This window comes from Citrobacter sp. MNAZ 1397, assembly GCF_023613995.1.
In the GTDB taxonomy this organism is placed as follows: Bacteria; Pseudomonadota; Gammaproteobacteria; order Enterobacterales; family Enterobacteriaceae; genus Phytobacter; species Phytobacter ursingii.
Map to the genome: position 1 here is coordinate 172,809 of NZ_JAKIVH010000001.1, position 20,301 is coordinate 193,109.

16 protein-coding genes are annotated in these 20,301 nt (G+C 53.4%); 9 read left to right on the forward strand and 7 right to left on the reverse strand.

Translation table 11 applies throughout. The annotated features are described in order from the left end of the window. Position 1 precedes the first annotated feature (1 nt). The gene (locus L2097_RS00760) at positions 2 to 358 is read right to left on the reverse strand and encodes an ArsC family reductase (RefSeq protein WP_047369337.1); all 357 of its coding nucleotides are present in this window, start codon (positions 356 to 358) and stop codon (positions 2 to 4) included. 506 nt (positions 359 to 864) lie between these two features. Here L2097_RS00760 and ypfM point away from each other — a divergent pair. Then, the gene (gene ypfM / locus L2097_RS00765; protein WP_015572204.1) at positions 865 to 924 is read left to right on the forward strand and encodes a protein YpfM; all 60 of its coding nucleotides are present in this window, start codon (positions 865 to 867) and stop codon (positions 922 to 924) included. Positions 925 to 1,028: 104 nt separating this feature from the next. Here the strand turns inward: ypfM and acrD are convergent, their stop codons facing one another. Together acrD and narQ are read right to left on the reverse strand one after the other, a co-directional pair. Further along, positions 1,029 to 4,142, reverse strand: a complete 3,114-nt coding sequence (gene acrD, locus L2097_RS00770; RefSeq protein ID WP_085005458.1) for a multidrug efflux RND transporter permease AcrD — start codon at positions 4,140 to 4,142, stop codon at positions 1,029 to 1,031. Positions 4,143 to 4,353: 211 nt separating this feature from the next. Further along, the gene (narQ, locus tag L2097_RS00775) at positions 4,354 to 6,054 is read right to left on the reverse strand and encodes a nitrate/nitrite two-component system sensor histidine kinase NarQ (RefSeq protein WP_250351940.1); all 1,701 of its coding nucleotides are present in this window, start codon (positions 6,052 to 6,054) and stop codon (positions 4,354 to 4,356) included. Positions 6,055 to 6,278: 224 nt separating this feature from the next. Here narQ and aegA point away from each other — a divergent pair, with 224 nt between their 5' ends. The 3 genes from aegA to L2097_RS00790 all read left to right on the forward strand — a co-directional run bounded on the left by aegA (position 6,279) and on the right by L2097_RS00790 (position 10,072). Further along, the gene (aegA, locus tag L2097_RS00780; RefSeq protein WP_250351941.1) at positions 6,279 to 8,258 is read left to right on the forward strand and encodes a formate-dependent uric acid utilization protein AegA; all 1,980 of its coding nucleotides are present in this window, start codon (positions 6,279 to 6,281) and stop codon (positions 8,256 to 8,258) included. A 69-nt stretch (positions 8,259 to 8,327) separates the two neighbouring features. Beyond that, positions 8,328 to 8,903: a GDP-mannose pyrophosphatase NudK gene (gene nudK, locus L2097_RS00785; RefSeq protein WP_250351942.1), complete on the forward strand. Its 576-nt coding sequence runs from the start codon at positions 8,328 to 8,330 to the stop codon at positions 8,901 to 8,903. Between the two features lie 125 nt (positions 8,904 to 9,028). Then, a complete protein-coding gene (locus L2097_RS00790) occupies positions 9,029 to 10,072 on the forward strand; it encodes a DUF1176 domain-containing protein (protein ID WP_250351943.1) in 1,044 nt (347 codons plus the stop codon). Here the strand turns inward: L2097_RS00790 and tkt are convergent. Beyond that, positions 10,062 to 12,056 carry a transketolase gene (gene tkt, locus L2097_RS00795; protein ID WP_250351944.1) on the reverse strand — a complete coding sequence of 665 codons (1,995 nt, stop codon included), beginning with the start codon at positions 12,054 to 12,056 and terminating at the stop codon, positions 10,062 to 10,064. The two genes, L2097_RS00790 and tkt, sit on opposite strands and share 11 nt — an antisense overlap. Before the next feature lie 20 nt (positions 12,057 to 12,076). Beyond that, positions 12,077 to 13,027: a transaldolase gene (gene tal / locus L2097_RS00800; protein ID WP_250351945.1), complete on the reverse strand. Its 951-nt coding sequence runs from the start codon at positions 13,025 to 13,027 to the stop codon at positions 12,077 to 12,079. Positions 13,028 to 13,309: 282 nt separating this feature from the next. Here tal and maeB point away from each other — a divergent pair, with 282 nt between their 5' ends. After that, entirely contained in the window at positions 13,310 to 15,589 is a 2,280-nt protein-coding gene (gene maeB, locus L2097_RS00805; protein WP_250351946.1) for an NADP-dependent oxaloacetate-decarboxylating malate dehydrogenase, read from the forward strand. Between the two features lie 96 nt (positions 15,590 to 15,685). Here maeB and hemF read toward each other — a convergent pair whose 3' ends face one another. Next, a complete protein-coding gene (gene hemF, locus L2097_RS00810) occupies positions 15,686 to 16,588 on the reverse strand; it encodes an oxygen-dependent coproporphyrinogen oxidase (protein WP_047369346.1) in 903 nt (300 codons plus the stop codon). Further along, positions 16,588 to 17,460 (reverse strand): N-acetylmuramoyl-L-alanine amidase AmiA, encoded by an 873-nt coding sequence (gene amiA, locus L2097_RS00815; RefSeq protein WP_047369347.1) that lies wholly within the window; start codon positions 17,458 to 17,460, stop codon positions 16,588 to 16,590. The genes hemF and amiA overlap by 1 nt, the downstream gene beginning before the upstream one ends. A gap of 212 nt (positions 17,461 to 17,672) precedes the next feature. On the opposite strand from amiA, the gene L2097_RS00820 reads away from it, so the two are divergent. The 4 genes from L2097_RS00820 (at position 17,673) to L2097_RS00835 (ending at position 20,164) form a co-directional block, all read left to right on the forward strand. After that, a complete protein-coding gene (locus L2097_RS00820) occupies positions 17,673 to 18,098 on the forward strand; it encodes a GNAT family acetyltransferase (protein ID WP_047369348.1) in 426 nt (141 codons plus the stop codon). Continuing rightward, positions 18,085 to 18,534: a DUF2919 domain-containing protein gene (locus L2097_RS00825; RefSeq protein ID WP_085005462.1), complete on the forward strand. Its 450-nt coding sequence runs from the start codon at positions 18,085 to 18,087 to the stop codon at positions 18,532 to 18,534. The genes L2097_RS00820 and L2097_RS00825 overlap by 14 nt, the downstream gene beginning before the upstream one ends. Before the next feature lie 62 nt (positions 18,535 to 18,596). After that, on the forward strand, positions 18,597 to 19,172 hold the full coding sequence (locus L2097_RS00830) for an RpoE-regulated lipoprotein (RefSeq protein WP_085005463.1): 576 nt from the start codon (positions 18,597 to 18,599) through the stop codon (positions 19,170 to 19,172). Positions 19,173 to 19,264: 92 nt separating this feature from the next. Further along, positions 19,265 to 20,164, forward strand: a complete 900-nt coding sequence (locus L2097_RS00835) for a Dyp-type peroxidase (RefSeq protein ID WP_250351947.1) — start codon at positions 19,265 to 19,267, stop codon at positions 20,162 to 20,164. The last annotated feature ends 137 nt before the right edge of the window (positions 20,165 to 20,301 follow it).

Below are 20,301 nucleotides of genomic sequence, written 5' to 3' on the forward strand. Positions count from 1 at the left end.
ACTACACCTCGTTGATAAACGTCTCATAACTGGATTCATTGAAACCCAGCAGCATAGGCTTACCGGGCGCCCAGAGCAATGGGCGTTTGATAATTGCCGGCATTTCTAACATCAGCGCGGCTGCGGAATCCGCGTTTGTGATGGTTGCGCGAAGCGATTCATCCAGTTTACGCCAGGTGGTCCCCCGGGTATTCAGCAGTGCTTCCCATCCCAGTTCCGCGATAAATTGCTGCAACAAATCGGCGTCGAGGCCATCTGCGCGGTAGTCGTGAAAGCGATAATCGACCTGATGTGCTTCCAGCCAGCGGCGGGCTTTTTTGATGGTGTCGCAGTTTTTGATGCCGAACAGAGTGAGCATGGTGAATCCTTTTGTCTTATCTTTGGTTAATTGCCCAATAAATTAGAATAATATTGGGCGAAAAAACATATAATATCATTTCATTCGCAGGGTAATCATACTTCCGGTTATTAAATTCATCAGCCAGAGTTTGCCATCAGCAATATGTACTAGTTTGAAGAAATAGTAAGGGTGGTAATTAATAATGTAAAAATGGCCTCGACCGAAAGCCTGTCCCGGTGGTTAAATAAACAAAAAATTCACCTGGTGGCAAAAAAATCATCTAATTAGCTACTTCAAAGATACTTTCTGACTACAGCGTAATCACGCTGTGGCCCAGCATACATCAGGGTTAAGGTGAAATGTGTCCGAATATTGCTATCGCTCACATTAAATAGCCGAATACTGGCGCATAGTTATTTCGTCGATGCAAATACTATGAGAGGCCAATCAAAGTAATTGGTTTAAATATCTTCACAGCGATGTCGAGTTCTCGTAGAATACGCATAATAATAAGAGAGGTAGTTATGATTGAACGTGAACTGGGGAACTGGAAAGACTTTATCGAAGGCATGCTTCGTAAATAATTTCCAGAGGAATTATAAAAGCAGTGACTGCTTTAAACGATAAAAGTGTGAAATTAATCACGCAATAAAAGGCGACCTGAACAGGCCGCCTTTTTATTTGAGCATTATTCCTGACGTTCTTTCAGCGGGAAGCGCCGTCTGACCAGCACAAAGAACAGAGGAACAAAGAAGATCGCCAGTACGGTTGCTGAAATCATCCCACCCATTACCCCGGTGCCCACCGCATGTTGGCTACCGGAACCTGCGCCGGTACTGGTTGCCATCGGCAAAACGCCAAAGACGAAGGCCAGAGAGGTCATCAGAATAGGGCGCAGACGCTGACGGCAGGCATGCAGTGTGGCAGAAAGCAGGTCCTGACCTTTCTGGTTCATTTCGTTGGCGAACTCGACAATCAGGATGGCGTTCTTCGCCGATAGCCCGATAACCGTCAACAGACCCACCTGAAAATAGACATCATTTTCCAGCCCGCGCATCCAGGTGGCGAGCAGAGCGCCAATGACCCCGAGCGGTACGACCAGCATCACCGAGAAAGGCACTGACCAGCTTTCATACAGCGCGGCCAGACACAGGAACACCACCAGCAGCGAGATAGCATAAAGCGCCGGCGCCTGTGAGCCTGATAAGCGCTCCTGGTAGGACATCGCCGTCCACTCCAGACCGAAACCGCCGGGAATCTGACTCACCAGTTTTTCCATGGTATCCATGGCCGTACCGGTACTGATGCCCGGTGCCGCTTCACCCACAATCTCGACGGCAGCATAGCCGTTGTAGCGTTCCAGACGCGGGGATCCGGTTTCCCAGTGGGATGAGGCAAAGGCTGAGAAGGGCACCATACCGCCGCTGTTGTTGCGTACATACCAGAGGTTAATGTCGCTCGGCAGCATGCGGTATTTTGCCGCTGACTGAACGTAGACTTTTTTCACGCGGCCGCGATCCATAAAGTCATTCACATAACTTGAACCCCAGGCGGTTTGCAGCGTGTCGTTGATATCATCAATTGAGACCCCCAGCGCCTGCGCTTTACGCTGATCGATATCAACCTGTAATTGCGGACTATCATCGAGGCCGTTGTGACGCACGCGAGTCAGCATCTTATTGCTGTCGGTCATTTGAATCAGTTTATCCCGCGCCGCCATCAACGCGTCGTGGCCAGCTCCGGCGTGATCCTGCAATTCCATATCGAATCCGGCAGAACTGCCCAGGCCACTGATTGCCGGAGGGCTACTGGCGATGACACGGGCCTCATTAATATGACGAAAGGCTTTGGTGGCGCGCTCAATAATGGCAAAGGAGTTTCCGGTTTTCGGATCGCGTTCGCCCCAGTCTTTCAAACGTACAAACATACGTGCGACGTTCTGTCCGTTCCCGCCAGGGCCTGAGCCGACGGTGGAGAACACGGACGCGACATTGTTCTTCTCGTTTTTGAAGAAGTAGTCTTCAACCTTTTGCACCACTTTCAGTGTCTGCTGCTGCGTTGCGCCGCTTGGCAGTTGTACGGATGCCAGAAACATCCCGCGGTCTTCGAGCGGTAAAAAAGACGTTGGCAGGCGCAGGAATAAAAAGACCATCCCGCCCAGCAACAAAACGTAGAGCAGGATCCAGCGCAGGCTACGGTGGAGAATTTTCGCCACGCCGTTTTCGTAACGATCGGCGTTGCGGTTAAATATGCGGTTAAACGCGCCGAAGAAACCTTTTTCCCCGTGGTGTTCGCCTTTATGCAGCGGTTTAAGCAGCGTGGCGCACAGGGCTGGCGTCAGGATCATCGCCACCAGCACCGACAGCACCATGGCTGAAACGATAGTGATGGAGAACTGACGATAAATCGCCCCGGTGGTCCCACCGAAGAATGCCATGGGGACAAACACCGCCGAAAGCACCATCGCGATACCCACCAGCGCACCCTGGATTTGCCCCATCGATTTTCGGGTCGCTTCCCTGGGCGAAAGGCCCTCCTCGCTCATGATACGCTCGACGTTTTCCACCACCACAATCGCGTCATCCACCAACAGGCCGATGGCGAGAACCATCGCAAACATAGTGAGGGTGTTGATGCTATAGCCAAAGCCGTAGAGAACGGCGAAGGTCCCCATCAACACCACCGGGACGGCAATGGTAGGGATGAGCGTCGCGCGGAAATTCTGCAAAAACAGATACATCACGAGGAAGACCAGCGCGATAGCTTCGAGCAGCGTTTTCACCACGTCGATAATGGATTCTTTAACGAAAGAGGTTGTCTCGTAGGCGACCCGATATTCCAGACCATGCGGAAAATATTGTGACAACTCATCCAGACGTTTAAGCACTAATTCCGAGGTCGCCATCTCATTCGCGCCGGAGGCCAGCTTAATGCCAAGTCCGGAGGCGGCGAGACCGTTAAAGCGGCTCAGGAAGTCATACTTCTCCGCGCCCAGCTCAACCTCTGCGACATCGCCAAGGTGCACTTCCGATCCATCCTGATTGACCCGCAACGTGATATTACGAAACTGCTGAGGTGTCTGGAGTAGCGATTGTGAGTTAATTGAGGCGTTCAGCGCCTGACGATCTACCGATGGCGAACCGCCAAGCTGACCAACAGCGATTTGGGCGTTCTGGGATTTAATCGCGCTGGTCACATCGTCGGTGGTCATCTGGTAGCTGTTAAGCTTTGCAGGGTCGAGCCAGATACGCATGGCGTACTGCGAACCGTAGGCGTCGATATCGCCAACACCATTCACGCGACTTATAGGATCCTGAATGTTACTGGCGACGTAGTCGGCAATATCTTGTTTATCCATCGAGCCGTCGGTGGAGACAAATGCCAGCGTCAGGATGTTAGTATCCCCGGTTTTTCGTACCGTCACCCCCTGGTTCTGCACTGCCTGGGGTAGCTTACGCAGGGCAGATTGTAGCTGGTTTTGTACCTGCTGGACGGCCTCATCGGGGTCTGTGCCGGCGGTGAAACTGAGCGTAATGGTGGCCTGCCCGGCGCTGCTGCTCTGTGACGACATGTACATCAGATTATCGAGGCCGGTCATGTTCTGCTCGATAACCTGCGTCACGGTGTTTTCCAGCGTCTGGGCTGACGCGCCAGGATAGTTTGCGGTAATACGGACATTGGGTGGGGCCAGATTAGGATATTGCTCTACGGGTAGAGAAATAATGGCAAGGGTTCCGGTCAAACAGATCAGGATCGCCAGTACCCACGCAAAAATGGGGCGATCAATAAAAAAATTCGCCATCAGAAACAAGACCTCGTTGTTTTGCTGCGCATTGTTATTTTGACATTGCTGGAATCAATGAGTGTGTGCTCAATGTAGCGGGAACAGATAAAGCAAACGTGGAGAAAAAAAGGAGAAAATGTAAATTATCATTCTTTTTCAAGGCACAATTATGCAGAGTACCTTTAATCTCCGTTTTGCTTCTTCCATTTCTGGAATTCTTTTCTTTTCCTTACGTTTGCTGACTTTTGAGACTGCGTGGCGCCGGGAAACGAAGCTCGACTAATGTCCCGCCGCCGGTTGGGCGTGCAAAGGTCAGCGTACCGCCAAGACGACTTGCTCGTTCGCGCATAATGTTCAATCCGTAGTGTCCCTGAGGCTCATCAGTACTGCCGATTCCCTTGCCGTTGTCGCGTATATAAACGGAATACTGACCGTCCGGGTCAGTCACGCAACTGACGGTGATGGTAGTGGCATCTGCATGCTTAATCGCGTTAATAACCGCTTCGCGCACTATCTGCAGGATATTGACCTGCTGCTGGGCATCCAGCATAAGCGTCGGCAGACGGCAATCGAGTTCGAGCTTCGCAGTGGTCTGGCTCTGCAGGTGTTCCATTGCTTCATTCAGTACGGCGGGCAGATCGCTTTTGGAGACCGTCAGACGGAAGGCCGCTAATAATTCCCGCAGTTGACGCCAGGCATCGTTCAGGGCGCGTGAAAAATCGGCGATGATGGTCTGGGCGGGCGCGTTTTCCTCGGGTACCGCCCGTTTGAGCAATGCCAGTTGAATACGCAGGTAAGAAAGCACCTGTGCCAGAGAATCATGAAGTTCCATGGCGATGGTGGCGCGTTCTTCCATCAACATCAGTTGCTGCTGCTGTTTTTGCGCCTGATTAAAATAGAACCCGCGTCCCATAATAGTGGCTACGCTTTGCAGCAATGGTATAGAGGCCTGGACATGGGTGCTTTGCCAGCGTAACTCGCCAAAAACGTTGTCCTGCATGCCGACCGGTAACGTGTTAATCGGAAGGTCTTCCTGCGCTTCGCCGTGATGAATAGACCAGTGATCGCCCATCGTTAGCTCCAGATAGCTTGCCGCTTCGTGCTCGTAGACTATCTGCAGAATGTGACGAAAACACATCACGTCGATCTGGCTGGTGTTAAGCGCCTGCGAACATTGATACAACACTTCGAGGCGTCGATGGGCTTCCTGCAGATCATGCGTCTTCTCTGCGACCTGCGCTTCGAGTGTGCGGTAGAGTTTGTGCAATTCACCCGACATGCGGTCAAAAGTGGACGCCAGGAGCCCCAGTTCGTTATCCAGATGGGTATTGAGTAACGGATAGGTAAAATGTCCTTGCTGAATCTCCTGGCTGGCCACTACCAGTTGCGTAAGGGGTTTGACGACCTGCTGGCGAATACGCCTTAGCGTGAAAAAGACCAGCAGGAAAATCCCCATCGCACCGATGAGCGAAATACCCAACACCAGCAACATTTTTCGTTCCGAATAGTGTTGCAACGCCAGAACAAACTGGTCGATGTTCTCGACATATTGCTGAATATTTTGCTGATACCATACGGTGTCCGCTGCGCCTAATCGGGCATCCATCTCCTGCCAGCTTTCCTGCAATTGCGCATAGCGTTGCCCAACAATTTCAGGCACATACCAGCGATTTAATGTGCGTAAAACCGGTGAGTTCAGCGATTGGCGAAAGATTTGGCGATGGGCATTTAATTCTGTGGCGCCACGTTCCAGGTCATACCCCAGACGATAGCTTTGCATACGCAGAGAACCGGCGATATTAACGGCTTCTGCGTCGCGCAGACTGCTGGCAAGCGTCAATAACGCCACTCCCGTTGAGAGTAGCGAAAGCAAGACGATATAAAAAAAGGCTCTGGCAAGGCTGGATGAAACAGGTCGTTTTACAGTCACAACAGCAGTTCCCGCTATCCAAGAGTGTCGGACGAAGTGCATCGCCGGCCGGCTCATCAAATGAGACTAATTTTTATTTTTGCCACGATAAATTGATCTGCAACATGCCCGTGACAATTAAGTAACGCTTCTGGGCAAATGTACATTGCCTGCGTTGAATAGCCCAGGTAAATACATTGGTCATATAAAAAATAAGGTTTATTAAACCAGAAAAGAAGGTCGCCATGAATCGTTTTATTATGGCTAACAGCCAGCAATGTATAGGGTGTCGTGCCTGCGAAGTGGCGTGTGTAATGGCGCATAATCAGGAACAGCACGTTTTAAGTCACGAACATTTTCATCCCCGAATTACGGTCGTAAAGAATAAACGCCAGCGCAGCGCGGTAACATGTCATCATTGTGAAGCCGCCCCCTGTGCCCGCAGTTGTCCGAACGGCGCAATTAGTCGTGTAAATGATTCGGTGCAAGTTAACCAGGACAAATGTATCGGTTGTAAATCCTGTGCGGTGGCGTGCCCCTTTGGCACCATGCAAATCCTCGTCACTCCGGTCGGGAACGGCATGGTAAAGGCTACCGCACACAAATGTGACCTCTGTGTCGACCGCGCCGACGGCCCCGCCTGTGCGCAACGTTGCCCGGCAGACGCGATCCAGGTCGTCAGCCGTGATGATCTTGCAGACCTGGCGAAGGCGCGCCGTATACGTGCGGCCAGCCAGGAAGCCCAGCCGTGGCACAGCATAGCGGCTCTGGTCCCGGCGTTTAACGATCGCAAGGTCAAACAGATGCTCAAAACATCGCCGCGTGGAGAGCCAGACAAGCTGGCGCTGGCGGCGCGCAAAACGGGTTTTGCTGAAATCTATCAGCCATTCCGTGCCGATCAGGCCCAGCGGGAGGCGGAACGCTGCCTTAAGTGCGGTGAACACAGCATCTGTGAGTGGACCTGCCCACTGCACAATCACATTCCCCAGTGGATTGAACGCGTGAAAGCCGGGGATATCACCGCGGCTGTGGAATTATCCCATCAGACTAACTGCCTGCCGGAAGTCACCGGGCGCGTCTGCCCGCAGGATCGTTTGTGCGAGGGGGCTTGTACTGTTCGCGACGACTACGGCTCGGTCACTATTGGCAATATTGAACGCTATATTTCCGACCAGGCGCTGGCAAAAGGCTGGCGGCCTGACCTCAATCATGTGGCTGCGGTAGATAAACGCATTGCGATCATTGGCGCGGGGCCTGCCGGTCTGGCCTGTGCCGATGTGCTGGCGCGCAACGGCGTGAGCGCCACCGTGTTTGATCGCCATCCGGAAATCGGCGGCCTGCTGACCTTCGGTATCCCGGCCTTCAAACTGGATAAATCACTGCTTGCGCGTCGCCGGGAAATTTTCAGCACAATGGGGATTCGCTTCGAACTGAACTGTGAAATTGGTCGGGATATTACCCTGGCAACCTTGCTTGACGAATATGACGCCGTATTTGTCGGCGTCGGTACGTACCGGTCGATGAAAGCGAATTTGCCGAATGAAGACGCACCGGGTGTCTACGATGCGCTCCCGTTCCTCATCGCCAACACCAAACAACTGATGGGACTGCCGGATTCGCCAGAAGAGCCGTTTATCAATACCGCCGGGTTGAATGTGGTGGTGCTGGGGGGCGGTGATACGGCAATGGACTGCGTACGTACCTCGCTGCGTCATGGGGCCAGCAAAGTGACCTGCGCCTATCGTCGCGATGAAGCCAATATGCCGGGCTCGAAAAAAGAGGTAAAAAACGCGAAGGAAGAGGGGGCTGAATTCGAATTTAACGTCCAGCCGGTTCAGCTTGAGCTGGATGAGTCGGGCAGCGTCACGGGGGTTCGCCTGCTGCGCACACAACTGGGTGAAGCGGATGCGAAGGGACGTCGCCGTCCGGTGCCAATCGAAGGCAGTGAATTTGTGATGCCAGCAGATGCCGTTATTATGGCGTTTGGTTTTAATCCGCACTCCATGCCGTGGCTGGAAACACACGGAGTGCAGGTTGATGACTGGGGACGTATCGCGGCTAACGTCAACAGCGTTTACCGTTACCAGACCAGCAACCCGAAAATTTTCGCCGGTGGCGATGCGGTTCGCGGTGCTGATTTAGTGGTGACGGCAATGGCAGAAGGCCGCCATGCTGCGCAGGGGATGATGGACTGGCTGGGCGTTAAAGCCCCGAAAGGTCACTGATTACCCGTCGCGACAAAACCGGCTTCGCAGCGTAATATGAGCGTGACCGTATTACGTTGTGGAGTCGGTATGTCGTTCAACATTGAAGTCATTAAAGATAAAGTCCTTTCAGATAACTATTTTATTCTTCGCAATATTACCTACGATCTGACCCGCAAAAATGGTGACGTGATTCGCCATAAACGCGAAGTCTATGACCGGGGAAATGGCGCCACGATCCTGCTGTATAACCCGGATAAGAAGAGCGTGGTCCTCATTCGCCAGTTCCGTGTCGCAACCTGGGTTAACGGTAACGAAGATGGTCGCTTGATTGAAACCTGCGCCGGCCTGTTGGACGACGATGAACCGGAAGTCTGTATTCGCAAAGAGGCCGTTGAAGAGACGGGATATGCGGTGAGCGAGGTTCGTAAGGTCTTCGAACTCTATATGTCTCCTGGCGGCGTCACCGAAATCGTCCATTTCTTCATCGCTCGCTATGACGACAGCATCCGGGCTAATAGCGGCGGCGGCGTCGAGGATGAGGACATTGAGGTGCTGGAACTCCCCTTTGCACAGGCCCTTGAAATGATGAAAAGCGGCGAGATACGAGACGGCAAGGCGGTGATTTTACTGCAATATTTACAGTCGTCTGGTCTAATGTATTGATTTTGCTAAGGTTAAAAAATAAATTTTAGATAAATCTATCCGACAAATCCGATTGAGCGACAGACGCGGGAACACGAAGATACGCAGGTTGTGTGTTGCGATTCTCTTCCGGGGCTGTTTTGTTCATGCGTTACCGCGTTTTGCTTGCTTTCATTCTGGGTGTGTGCCCGATAACGTTTCTGTGGGCTGCACCCGCACAGCAGACTTTTTCCGACTGGCAAGTAACCTGTAATAATCAAAATTTCTGTGTTGCCCGAAATACGGGTGAGCATCATGGGCTTGTGATGACCCTGGCACGCAGCGCCGGGGCGCAAACCAGTGCCGCTTTGCGCATTGATCTGGGCGGCAAAGAGCTTCCCTCTTTAAAAGAGGCGCCGATTGCGCCGCGTCTGCGCCTGGACGGTAAACCGCTCGCGCTTGCCGCCCAACGCTGGCAAATCACCCCATGGCATTTAATGACGGATAACGCACAGACGATTGCTGACTTTTTGCAAACCATTCAGGAAGCCCAGGCGATTGCTCTGCAAGACGGGAAGGGAATGATTTCCCTCGTTGGGTTAAAAGCGGCATTGCTGTTTATCGACGCCCAGCAAAAACGCGTCGGTAGCGAAACGGCGTGGATTAAAAAAGGGGACGATCCGCCGCTGAGCGTACCACCGGCCCCGGCCCTTAAAGAAGTCGCCCTCACTGCCTCCAGCCCCTCCCCGTTGACGCAGCAAGAACTCAATGACTTACTCGATTATGGCAACTGGCGAATGAATAATAGCCAGTGTTCGCTTGATCCTATGCGCCGCGAGGTCCGGGTCACCGCGTTAACGGATGATAAGGCCCTGCTGATTATTGATTGTGAAGCAGGCGCGTATAACACGGTGGATTTAGCCTGGATGGTGTCGCGGGAAAAGCCGTTCTCTTCACGTCCGCTACGTCTGCACCTGCCGTTTACCCCTTCGCGCGGCACGAATGAACTGGAATTGATGAATGCCAGATTTGATGAGAAAACCCGCGAATTGACTACGCTTGCCAAAGGACGCGGGTTAGCGGATTGCGGCGTGATGACGCGCTGGCGTTTTGATGGCCAGCGCTTTCGCCTGACGCGTTACGCCGAAGAGCCTGAATGTGATAACTGGCATGGGCCAGATGCCTGGCCCACCCTGTGGATCACACGTTAAGCACGCGTTTGGCTTTTTCGACCACATTCTCCACGGTGAAACCGAAGTACGGGAAAAGCTTATCGGCGGGTGCGGATTCACCGTAGCCTGTCATACCGACGATGGCGCCTTTCAGCCCGACATATTTGTACCAGTAATCGGCAATACCGGCTTCAACGGCGACACGGGCGCTGACATCAGAAGGCAGGACCGATTCGCGGTATTGCTCATCCTGAGCATCAAAAATATCGGTTGAGGGTAGCGATACCACGCGGACTTTATGCCCTTCCTCAGTCAGTTTCTCCGCCGCTTTTACCGTGATTTCAACCTCAGAGCCGGTGGCAATCAGGATGATATCCGGCTTGCCATTGGCATCTTTCAGGATATAACCGCCTTTGGCGATCGCTTTCACCTGCTCCGGAGTCCGGTCCATTTGCGCCAGGTTTTGTCGGGACAAAATTAATGCCGTCGGGCCTGTATGACGCTCGACCGCCAGTTTCCAGCCGACCGCGGCTTCCACCTGGTCGCAGGGGCGCCAGGTACTGAAATTCGGTGTCAGGCGCAGGCTGGCCAGTTGTTCCACCGCCTGGTGAGTAGGGCCGTCTTCCCCCAGACCAATAGAGTCATGGGTATAGACCATGATTTGTCGGGCTTTCATCAGCGCCGCCATACGTGCCGCGTTGCGCGCATACTCCACAAACATCAGGAAGGTGGCGGTGTACGGCACAAAGCCGCCGTGATGGGCGATGCCGTTGGCGATTGCGGTCATCCCGAATTCACGCACGCCGTAGTGGATGTAGTTCCCGGCAGGATCTTCTTTTAATGAATGGGAGCCCGACCAGATAGTCAGATTACTCGGAGCAAGGTCGGCGGAGCCGCCGAGCAGCTCCGGCAGCACCGGACCCATTGTATTCAGGGCATTTTGTGACGCTTTGCGGGTGGCAATTTTTGCCGGTTCCGCCTGCAGCTTCTCAATATATGCCTGCGTGGTTTGCTCCCAGTTTTCGGGCAGTTCGCCGCTCAGGCGACGTTTAAATTCCGCAGCCAGATCCGGATAGGCCTTTTCATAGGCGGCAAATTTCTCCTTCCACGCCTGTTGCGCTTTTTCGCCGCTTTCGCGCGCGTCCCATGCTTTATAGATCTCTTTTGGGATCTCAAATGCCGGGTATTTCCAGCCCAGTTTCTGCCGGGTTAAGGCGACTTCCTCTTCCCCAAGCGCAGCACCATGGGACTCTTCTTTCCCGGCTTTATTAGGGGAGCCAAAACCGATGACCGTGCGGCAGATAATCAGCGATGGTTTATCTTTAACGCTTTGCGCTTCCAGAATGGCCTTTTTCACGGCTTCGGGATCGTGTCCGTCGATTTCATGTACCACATGCCAGTGGTAGGCCTCGAAACGTTTGGCCGTATCGTCGGTAAACCAGCCTTCGGTTTCACCATCAATGGAGATCCCGTTGTGATCGTAAAAACCGATCAGTTTGCCCAGCCCAAGGGTGCCCGCCAGGGAACTGACTTCATGGGAAATCCCCTCCATCAGGCAACCGTCACCCATAAATACGTAGGTGTAGTGGTCGACAATCTCATGATCAGGACGGTTGAACTGTGCGGCGAGAGTGCGTTCGGCAATCGCCAGCCCGACGGCGTTGGCCAGCCCCTGTCCCAGCGGGCCGGTGGTGGTTTCGACGCCTGGCGTATAGCCAATCTCCGGGTGACCCGGCGTTTTCGAATGCAACTGACGGAAGTTTTTTAACTCATCCAGGGACAGGTCATAACCGCTTAAGTGCAACAGACTATAGAGCAGCATAGAGGCATGGCCGTTAGACAGAATAAAGCGGTCGCGGTCATACCAGGTCGGGTCTGTCGGATTATGTTTTAAGAAATCGTTCCAGAGGACTTCGGCAATATCCGCCATTCCCATCGGTGCGCCAGGGTGGCCGGAATTCGCTTTTTGTACCGCATCCATACTCAGGGCGCGAATGGCGTTGGCGAGCTCTTTACGAGACATAACTCTCTCCTTGCTAAGGGTTAAAATTTGGCGGCGATAAGATCTTCGAGTTTGCGCTGGTCAACGGCGAACTGGCGGATGCCGTCCGACAGTTTCTCCACCGCCATGGCGTCCTGGTTATGTTCCCAGCGGAACTGCGCTTCGGTCAGGGGTTCCGGGCGCGGGAACGTTTGCGACGTCGGAACCAGTTTTCGTTCAACGACGCCTTCCTCGCCGTGCAGGGCTTTAAGCAGGTCAGGCGAGATGGTCAGCCTGTCGCAGCCTGCCAGCGCCAGCACCTGTTCCGTACGACGGAAGCTTGCGCCCATAACGATGGTTTCGTAGCGATGCTGTTTGAAATAATCGTAGATATTCCGCACGGATTTCACGCCGGGGTCTTCATCCACGACGTAAGGGTCCATGGGTTTACGTTGCTGATACCAGTCGTAAATACGGCCAACGAACGGGGAGATTAAAAATACCCCGGCTTCGGCACAGGCGCGAGCCTGGGCGAAGGAGAACAATAGCGTCAGGTTGCACTTGATCCCCTCTTTTTCGAGGATTTCCGCCGCGCGGATCCCTTCCCAGGTCGACGCCAGTTTGATCAGGATGCGTGATTTATCGATGCCCAACTCCTCGTAGAGCTGTACCAGCTTGCGGGCTTTGGCGACGCTTTTCTCTTTATCGTAGGAGAGACGTGCATCCACTTCGGTTGAAACACGTCCGGGGATGCTTTTCAGAATTTCTTGACCAAAATTGACCGCCAGCTTGTCGCAGGCTTCCGCGACCTGCTGTTCCTGGGTTTTGCCATGGCTTTTGCCATAGACAATTGCGTCTTCAATCAAGTGCTTAAAGTGGTCCAGCGAGGCTGCTTTCAGTAGCAGAGAGGGGTTGGTGGTTGCATCTTCGGGTTGATAATGTCGAATGGATTCAATATCGCCGCTATCGGCTACCACGGTAGTGAACTGTTTGATGCCGTCTAAATAATTCATAGAAAAATACTCCTTAAAAAGCAAGGTGTTATATGAATGATTTCGAGAGTGTTGTTATCGGAATCGTGTTGTGCATAACAAAAAAGCATAGCAGACCAGGAGTGTCTTGCTTTCAACGGGTTGTAACATTGGTGTTATGAATTGATAACAATTTTTGTTATGGCATGGTCAGAGTTTGGTTGTGTTCAAAGTTTGCGGGCGTGGCTGAGGGCATACTAGGCGGCGCATCAGGACGGTTATCACGCTTCAATTATCTGAAAGATACGCGTAAAGGAACAGCAAATGGACGACCAACTCAAACAAAGTGCCCTCGATTTCCACGAGTTCCCGCATCCAGGGAAAATTCAGGTGTCGCCAACGAAGCCCCTGGCCACCCAGCGCGATCTGGCGCTGGCCTACTCGCCGGGTGTTGCGGCGCCCTGTCTTGAAATCGAGAAAGATCCGCTGGCAGCCTACAAGTATACGGCGCGTGGCAATCTTGTTGCCGTCGTCTCAAACGGCACTGCCGTACTTGGGCTGGGCAACATTGGCGCCCTTGCCGGGAAACCGGTAATGGAAGGCAAGGGCGTTCTGTTTAAGAAATTCGCCGGCATTGATGTTTTTGATATCGAAGTCGACGAGCATGATCCGGACAAGCTGATCGATGTAGTGGCGGCGCTGGAGCCGACCTTCGGTGGCATCAACCTGGAAGATATCAAAGCGCCAGAGTGCTTCTATATCGAGGCAAAACTGCGCGAGCGCATGAACATTCCCGTTTTTCACGATGACCAGCATGGGACGGCGATCATCAGTACCGCAGCCATTCTGAACGGCCTGCGCGTGGTAGAGAAAACTCTCTCTGACGTACGCATGGTGGTTTCCGGGGCAGGGGCGGCGGCAATCGCCTGTATGAACCTGCTGGTGGCGCTGGGCATGCAGAAACACAATATTGTCGTATGCGACTCCAAAGGGGTTATCTACAAAGGCCGCGAAGCCAATATGGCGGAAACCAAAGCGGCTTATGCGGTGGAAGATGATGGTAAGCGCACGCTGGCCGATGTGGTCGAAGGTGCGGATATTTTCCTCGGCTGCTCCGGGCCGAAAGTGCTGACGCCGGAGATGGTTAAAAAAATGGCGCGTCAGCCGTTGATTCTGGCGCTGGCGAACCCGGAACCGGAAATTCTGCCACCGCTGGCGAAAGAGGTTCGCCCGGATGCGATCATCTGTACCGGTCGTTCCGATTACCCTAACCAGGTCAACAACGTACTCTGCTTCCCGTTTATCTTCCGTGGTGCGCTGGATGTGGGGGCGACGGCGATTAACGAAGAGATGAAGCTGGCGGCAGTGCATGCGATTGCCGAGCTGGCCCATGCCGAGCAGAGTGAGGTGGTGGCCTCCGCCTATGGCGATCAGGATCTGAGCTTTGGCCCGGATTATCTGATCCCGAAACCGTTTGATCCGCGTTTGATTGTGAAGATCGCCCCCGCCGTGGCAAAAGCGGCGATGGATTCCGGCGTCGCAACCCGACCAATCGCTGATTTTGATGCGTATGTCGACAAGCTCACCGAGTTTGTCTACAAAACCAATCTGTTTATGAAGCCTATCTTCTCGCAGGCACGTAAAGCGCCAAAACGCGTTGTGCTGACAGAAGGGGAAGAGCCACGCGTACTGCACGCGACGCAGGAGCTGATCACTCTGGGGCTGGCGAAGCCGATTCTGGTGGGGCGTCCGGGGGTTATCGAAATGCGAATCCAGAAACTGGGGCTGCAAATTCGACCCAACGTTGACTTTGAAATCGTCAACAATGAATCGGACCCTCGCTTCAAAGAGTACTGGACCGAGTATTTCAGCATCATGAAACGGCGCGGTATCACTCAGGAACAGGCGCAGCGCGCGGTGATCAGCGATACCACGGTGATTGGCGCGATCATGGTTCATCGCGGTGAAGCGGATGCGATGATCTGCGGCACCATTGGTGATTATCACGAACACTTTAGCGTCGTGCAGGAGATCTTCGGCTACCGCGAAGGCGTGCATGCGGCCGGGGCGATGAACGCCTTATTGTTGCCCAGCGGGAATACCTTTATCGCTGACACCTACGTGAATGAAGACCCGAGCGCTGAACAACTGGCGGAAATTACCTTGCTGGCGGCAGAAACCGTGCGCCGCTTTGGTATCGAGCCGAAAGTGGCGCTGTTGTCCCATTCGCAGTTCGGTTCTTCAAAATCACTCGCCGCGCTGAAAATGCGCGAAACCCTCGACCTGGTGCGTGAACGTGCGCCAGACCTGATGATTGACGGAGAGATGCATGGGGACGCCGCACTGGTGGAGAGTATCCGTCATGAACGTATGCCGGACAGCCCGCTGAAAGGTTCGGCGAATATCCTGATTATGCCAAACGTCGAGGCCGCCCGTATTAGTTACAACTTACTACGGGTATCCAGCTCGGAAGGTGTGACGGTGGGGCCAGTGCTGATGGGGGTATCGAAACCAGTGCATGTCCTGACGCCTATCGCCTCCGTAAGGCGAATCGTTAATATGGTGGCGCTGGCGGTGGTAGAAGCGCAGACACAGCCGCTGTAACTGGAGCGCTATCTTGTAACCCCGATAAGCGTAGCGCATCGGGGTTTTCCCGGATGCGGCGGTTGCTTTACCCGGGCTTCGCGATTGCTCGGGAAGTTAAACCCAGTCCCGAACCTGTATAAACGCACTTAAGGCAGCCTCCGGGCTGCCTTCTTCAGGCTGATAGTTGTATTCCCAACGCACAAGCGGCGGCATCGACATTAAAATCGACTCTGTTCGCCCACCGGTTTGCAGGCCGAACAGCGTGCCGCGATCCCACACCAGATTAAACTCCACATAACGTCCGCGACGATAGAGCTGGAATGCGCGTTCGCGCTCGCCAAAAAGCAGAGCTTTACGGCGCTCAACAATCGGCAGATAGGCATCGGTGTAGCCCTTGCCAACAGCCTGCATAAAGGCGAAGCAGGTGTCGAAATCCGGCGTGTTCAAATCATCGAAAAACAGCCCGCCAATCCCGCGCTGCTCGTTACGGTGTTTAAGAAAGAAATAGTCATCACACCATTTTTTATAGCGCGGATAGACATCATTCCCGAAGGGCTGGCACAAGTCATGCGCCGTCTGGTGCCAGTGAATGGCGTCTTCTTCGAAACCGTAAAAGGGCGTCATATCAAACCCGCCACCAAACCACCAGACCGGGTCGGCACCGGGTTTTTCGGCAATAAAAAAGCGCACATTGGCATGACTGGTCGGTACATACGGATTACGCGGATGCACCACCAGCGAAACCCCCATCGCTTCAAAACTGCGTCCGGCCAGCTCCGGACGATGTGCTGTTGCCGAGGCGGGCATTGCGCTGCCGGTGACATGAGAAAAGTTTACCCCCGCCTGCTCGAAAATAGCGCCCTCACGCAAAACCCGGCTGCGGCCACCGCCGCCGGCATCGCGCTGCCACTCATCTTCAACGAAAGCGGTGCCATCCAGCGCGGAAAGCTGTTGGCAAATGTCATCCTGCAATGTCAGCAGAAAGGATTTTACGTCGCGGGTATCCGGTAGGGTCATCAGCGTTTCTTCGAATGGGCCTTGTGATTATCGAACCAGTTAAAGTAACTGATAATACCGTCAGCTATCGCATTGGCTATCTTTTGACGAAATGCGGTGGTACCAAGCAGCTTCTCTTCCTGCGGGTTGGTGATAAACGACGTTTCCACCAGTACCGAAGGGATGGATGGCGATTTCAGCACCACGAAAGCCGCTTGTTCCGTGTTCCGGCTGTGCAGACGGTGTACGGGTTTAATCTGGCGCAGAATATGCGATCCGAGCGTCAGGCTGTTTTTAATGGTATCGGTCTGAACGAGATCAAACAGTACCTGTTGCAGCAAATGATCTTTATCTTTTGCTTTCTTACCCGCGAGATCATCGGCGGCGTTCTCGCGATCGGAAAGGTATTTCGCCATCGCGCTACTGGCCCCGCGGTTGGACAAGGCAAAGACCGATGCGCCTGCCGCGCTGGGGTTGGTAAAACCGTCTGCATGGATAGACATAAACAGATCGGCGCCATGCTGGTGGGCAATCTCCACGCGGTCATAAAGCGGGATAAAGGTATCGCCGGTGCGCGTTAAGCGCGCATCAATGCCCCGATTGCGCAGTATAGTACGGACGTTTTTGGCGATGGCCAGTACAACATGTTTCTCTTTCGAACCATTGCCGCCTATTGCGCCGGTATCAATGCCGCCATGGCCCGGATCAAGCATCACGATACGCCGGGAACCGGCCTTCTTTGCTTTCGGCTGGCTATGACCATTACTGGTTTTAAGGGATGAATCGTCTTTTGCGATAGCCCGCGACATGCCTGAAAGCGTTAACGCGGCAAGGCCAGCTTTCAGAACCTGACGACGCGAGGTGAATATTTTTAAGGGTTTGAAAGTGCTCATACAGCCTGTTCTTCTTATCCGTAGTCCCTGGAGTTATATCGTATTGGGTTTGCCGTTACGACAGTCCTTACTAAGAAATGTTTTACTTTTCATTTCAATACGTGACAGAGTGACATTATGCCATTTTCCTGCTGCGATTTCGCTGCATATTGGCTACGGCGGCTGGTCGCGCGATAATCTCTCTTTGACCGTAAAAAAGGGCAGGTAACACCATGGAAATACGCGTTTTTCGCCAGGAAGATTTCGAAGAAGTCATCACCCTGTGGGAGCGCTGCGAACTGCTGCGCCCGTGGAACGATCCGGAAATGGACATTGAACGTAAGATCAATCACGACGTCAGTCTGTTCCTGGTCGCCGAGGTCAACGGCGAAGTCGTCGGCACCGTCATGGGCGGTTATGACGGGCACCGTGGTTCGGCTTACTATCTGGGGGTTCATCCGGAATTTCGCGGACGTGGTATTGCCAATGCGTTATTAAGCCGTCTGGAGAAAAAGCTGATTGCCCGTGGCTGCCCCAAAATCAATATCATGGTACGTGAAGACAATGACGTGGTTCTGGGAATGTATGAACGCCTGGGCTATGAGCATGCTGACTCGCTGAGTTTAGGTAAGCGCCTGATTGAAGATGAAGAATATTGAGTTAACACCTGCTGATTTTGACAGCCATGGTCGTTTGCGGCTGCCGTTTTTATTCTGGTGTGTATTGTTATTACAGGCGCGAACCTGGGTTTTATTTGTGATTGCTGCAGCATCGAGGGGGCAGGGTGATGCGCTGTTAACCCTGTTTTATCCCGATCATGACACCTTCTGGCTGGGCCTGTTGCCTGGTGTTCCGGCCGTTTTCACCTTTTTACTGAGTGGCCGCAGGCACCTCTTGCCGCGTCTCTGGCGTGTGATGCGTCTGTTGCTGATTATCGCGCAAGCCGCATTATTACTCTGGCAGCCGCTGCTGTGGTTCAATGGCGAGGCGATAACAGGCATCGGGCTGGGATTCGTCGTAGCTGACATCATTGCGCTCGTGTGGCTGCTGAGTAATCCTCGCTGTCAGGCCTGTTTTCAACCAGATCATCATTAACGGGCACTTTTTACTGTTCCGGCACTCCAATAGCCGTCAAGTTAACAAGAAAGGATGTAAAGATGAAATCCCTGCGTATAAGCGTCTGCGCGCTGGCACTGGCATTGTCCGGTTGTTCAACGCTCTCTTCGGTCAACTGGTCTGCAGCCTTGCCCTGGAACTGGTTTGGCTCATCCATCGAGGTGAGTGAACAGGGCGTTGGGGGGATCGCGGCGAATACGGCGCTTGATGAAAAGGCGATCAACGATGCGCTGAACGGTAATTATCACCTGCGCAGCGGGATGAAAACGGAGAAAGGCAAAATCGTCCGTTACGTTGAAGCGTTAAAAGACGACAAGGTTGCGCTGGTGGTGAATGGAGAAAACGGCACCGTAAGCCAGGTGGATGTCCTCGACAGCAGTATTGAAACGGCTAACGGGGTCAAGACGGGCACCGCATTTAGCGGGCTTTACGATAAAGCATTTGGTCATTGTGTCGCCGCGACGGGTGATGATGTCAAAGGTGTTGAATGTAAGGCGCCGGGCAGTGCGCATATTAGCTATGTGTTTACCGGCGACTGGCGTGGTCCAGAAGGGTTAATGCCGTCTGACGATGCGCTCAAAAGCTGGAAATTAAACAAAATTATCTGGCGTCGCTAATTTGATCCTACGCGCCGCGTCCTGAACAAAAAACGGGTACAATACGCCCATCAATGCCACGGTTGCGTGGCATCTTTTTTTCAGGAGGAATGATGTCTCAGGTTCAGAGCGGCATATTGCCAGAACATTGCCGTGCGGCGATTTGGATTGAAGCGAATGTGACAGGCGATAAGCGTGGCCTGCGTGAAGGCTGTCGGATGTTTATCGACAAACTGGCTACGCTGCAGGCAACATTCCCGGATGCGGCCCTCGGCGCGGTGGTGGCATTTGGCCATGATACCTGGCGCGAGCTGAGCGGCGGCGAAGGCGCGCAAGAGCTGAAGAATTTTACACCGCTGGGTAAAGGTCTGGCTCCTGCCACACAGTTCGACGTCCTTATCCATATCCTTTCTCTGCGTCATGACGTCAATTTTTCCGTCGCGCAGGCGGCGCTGGCCGCGTTTGGCGACACCCTTGAAGTGAAAGAAGAGACTCACGGTTTTCGCTGGGTTGAAGACCGCGACCTGAGTGGTTTCGTCGATGGTACTGAAAACCCGGCCGGTGATGAAATACGTCGCGATGTCGCCGTCATCAAAGACGGGGTGGATGCTGGCGGCAGCTATGTACTGGTACAGCGCTGGGAACATAACCTCAAACAGCTCAATCGCATGAGTGTCGGCGACCAGGAGATGATGATTGGCCGCACCAAAGTGGCGAACGAAGAGATTGATGGTGATGCGCGTCCGGTCACTTCACACCTGACCCGCGTCGATTTAAAAGAAGACGGCAAGAGTCTGAAAATTGTCCGTCAGAGCCTGCCGTACGGCACTGCCAGTGGAACCCACGGCCTCTATTTCTGTGCCTATTGTGCGCGTTTATATAACATTGAACAGCAGTTACTGAGCATGTTTGGCGACGCTGACGGTAAACGCGACGCGATGCTGCGTTTCACCAAACCGGTGACCGGCGGCTACTATTTTGCTCCTTCTGTAGAACGCCTGTTGTCGCTGTAAGTCCTTTTTGCCCTCTCCCACAGGGAGAGGGTTGGGGTGAGGACAACAGGCCGCACCCTTATTCCCTTTTCAACTTCCAAAGCACCAAACGGTATATAAAACCGTTACTGGTTTCATACCCGTTATAAATAAACTGA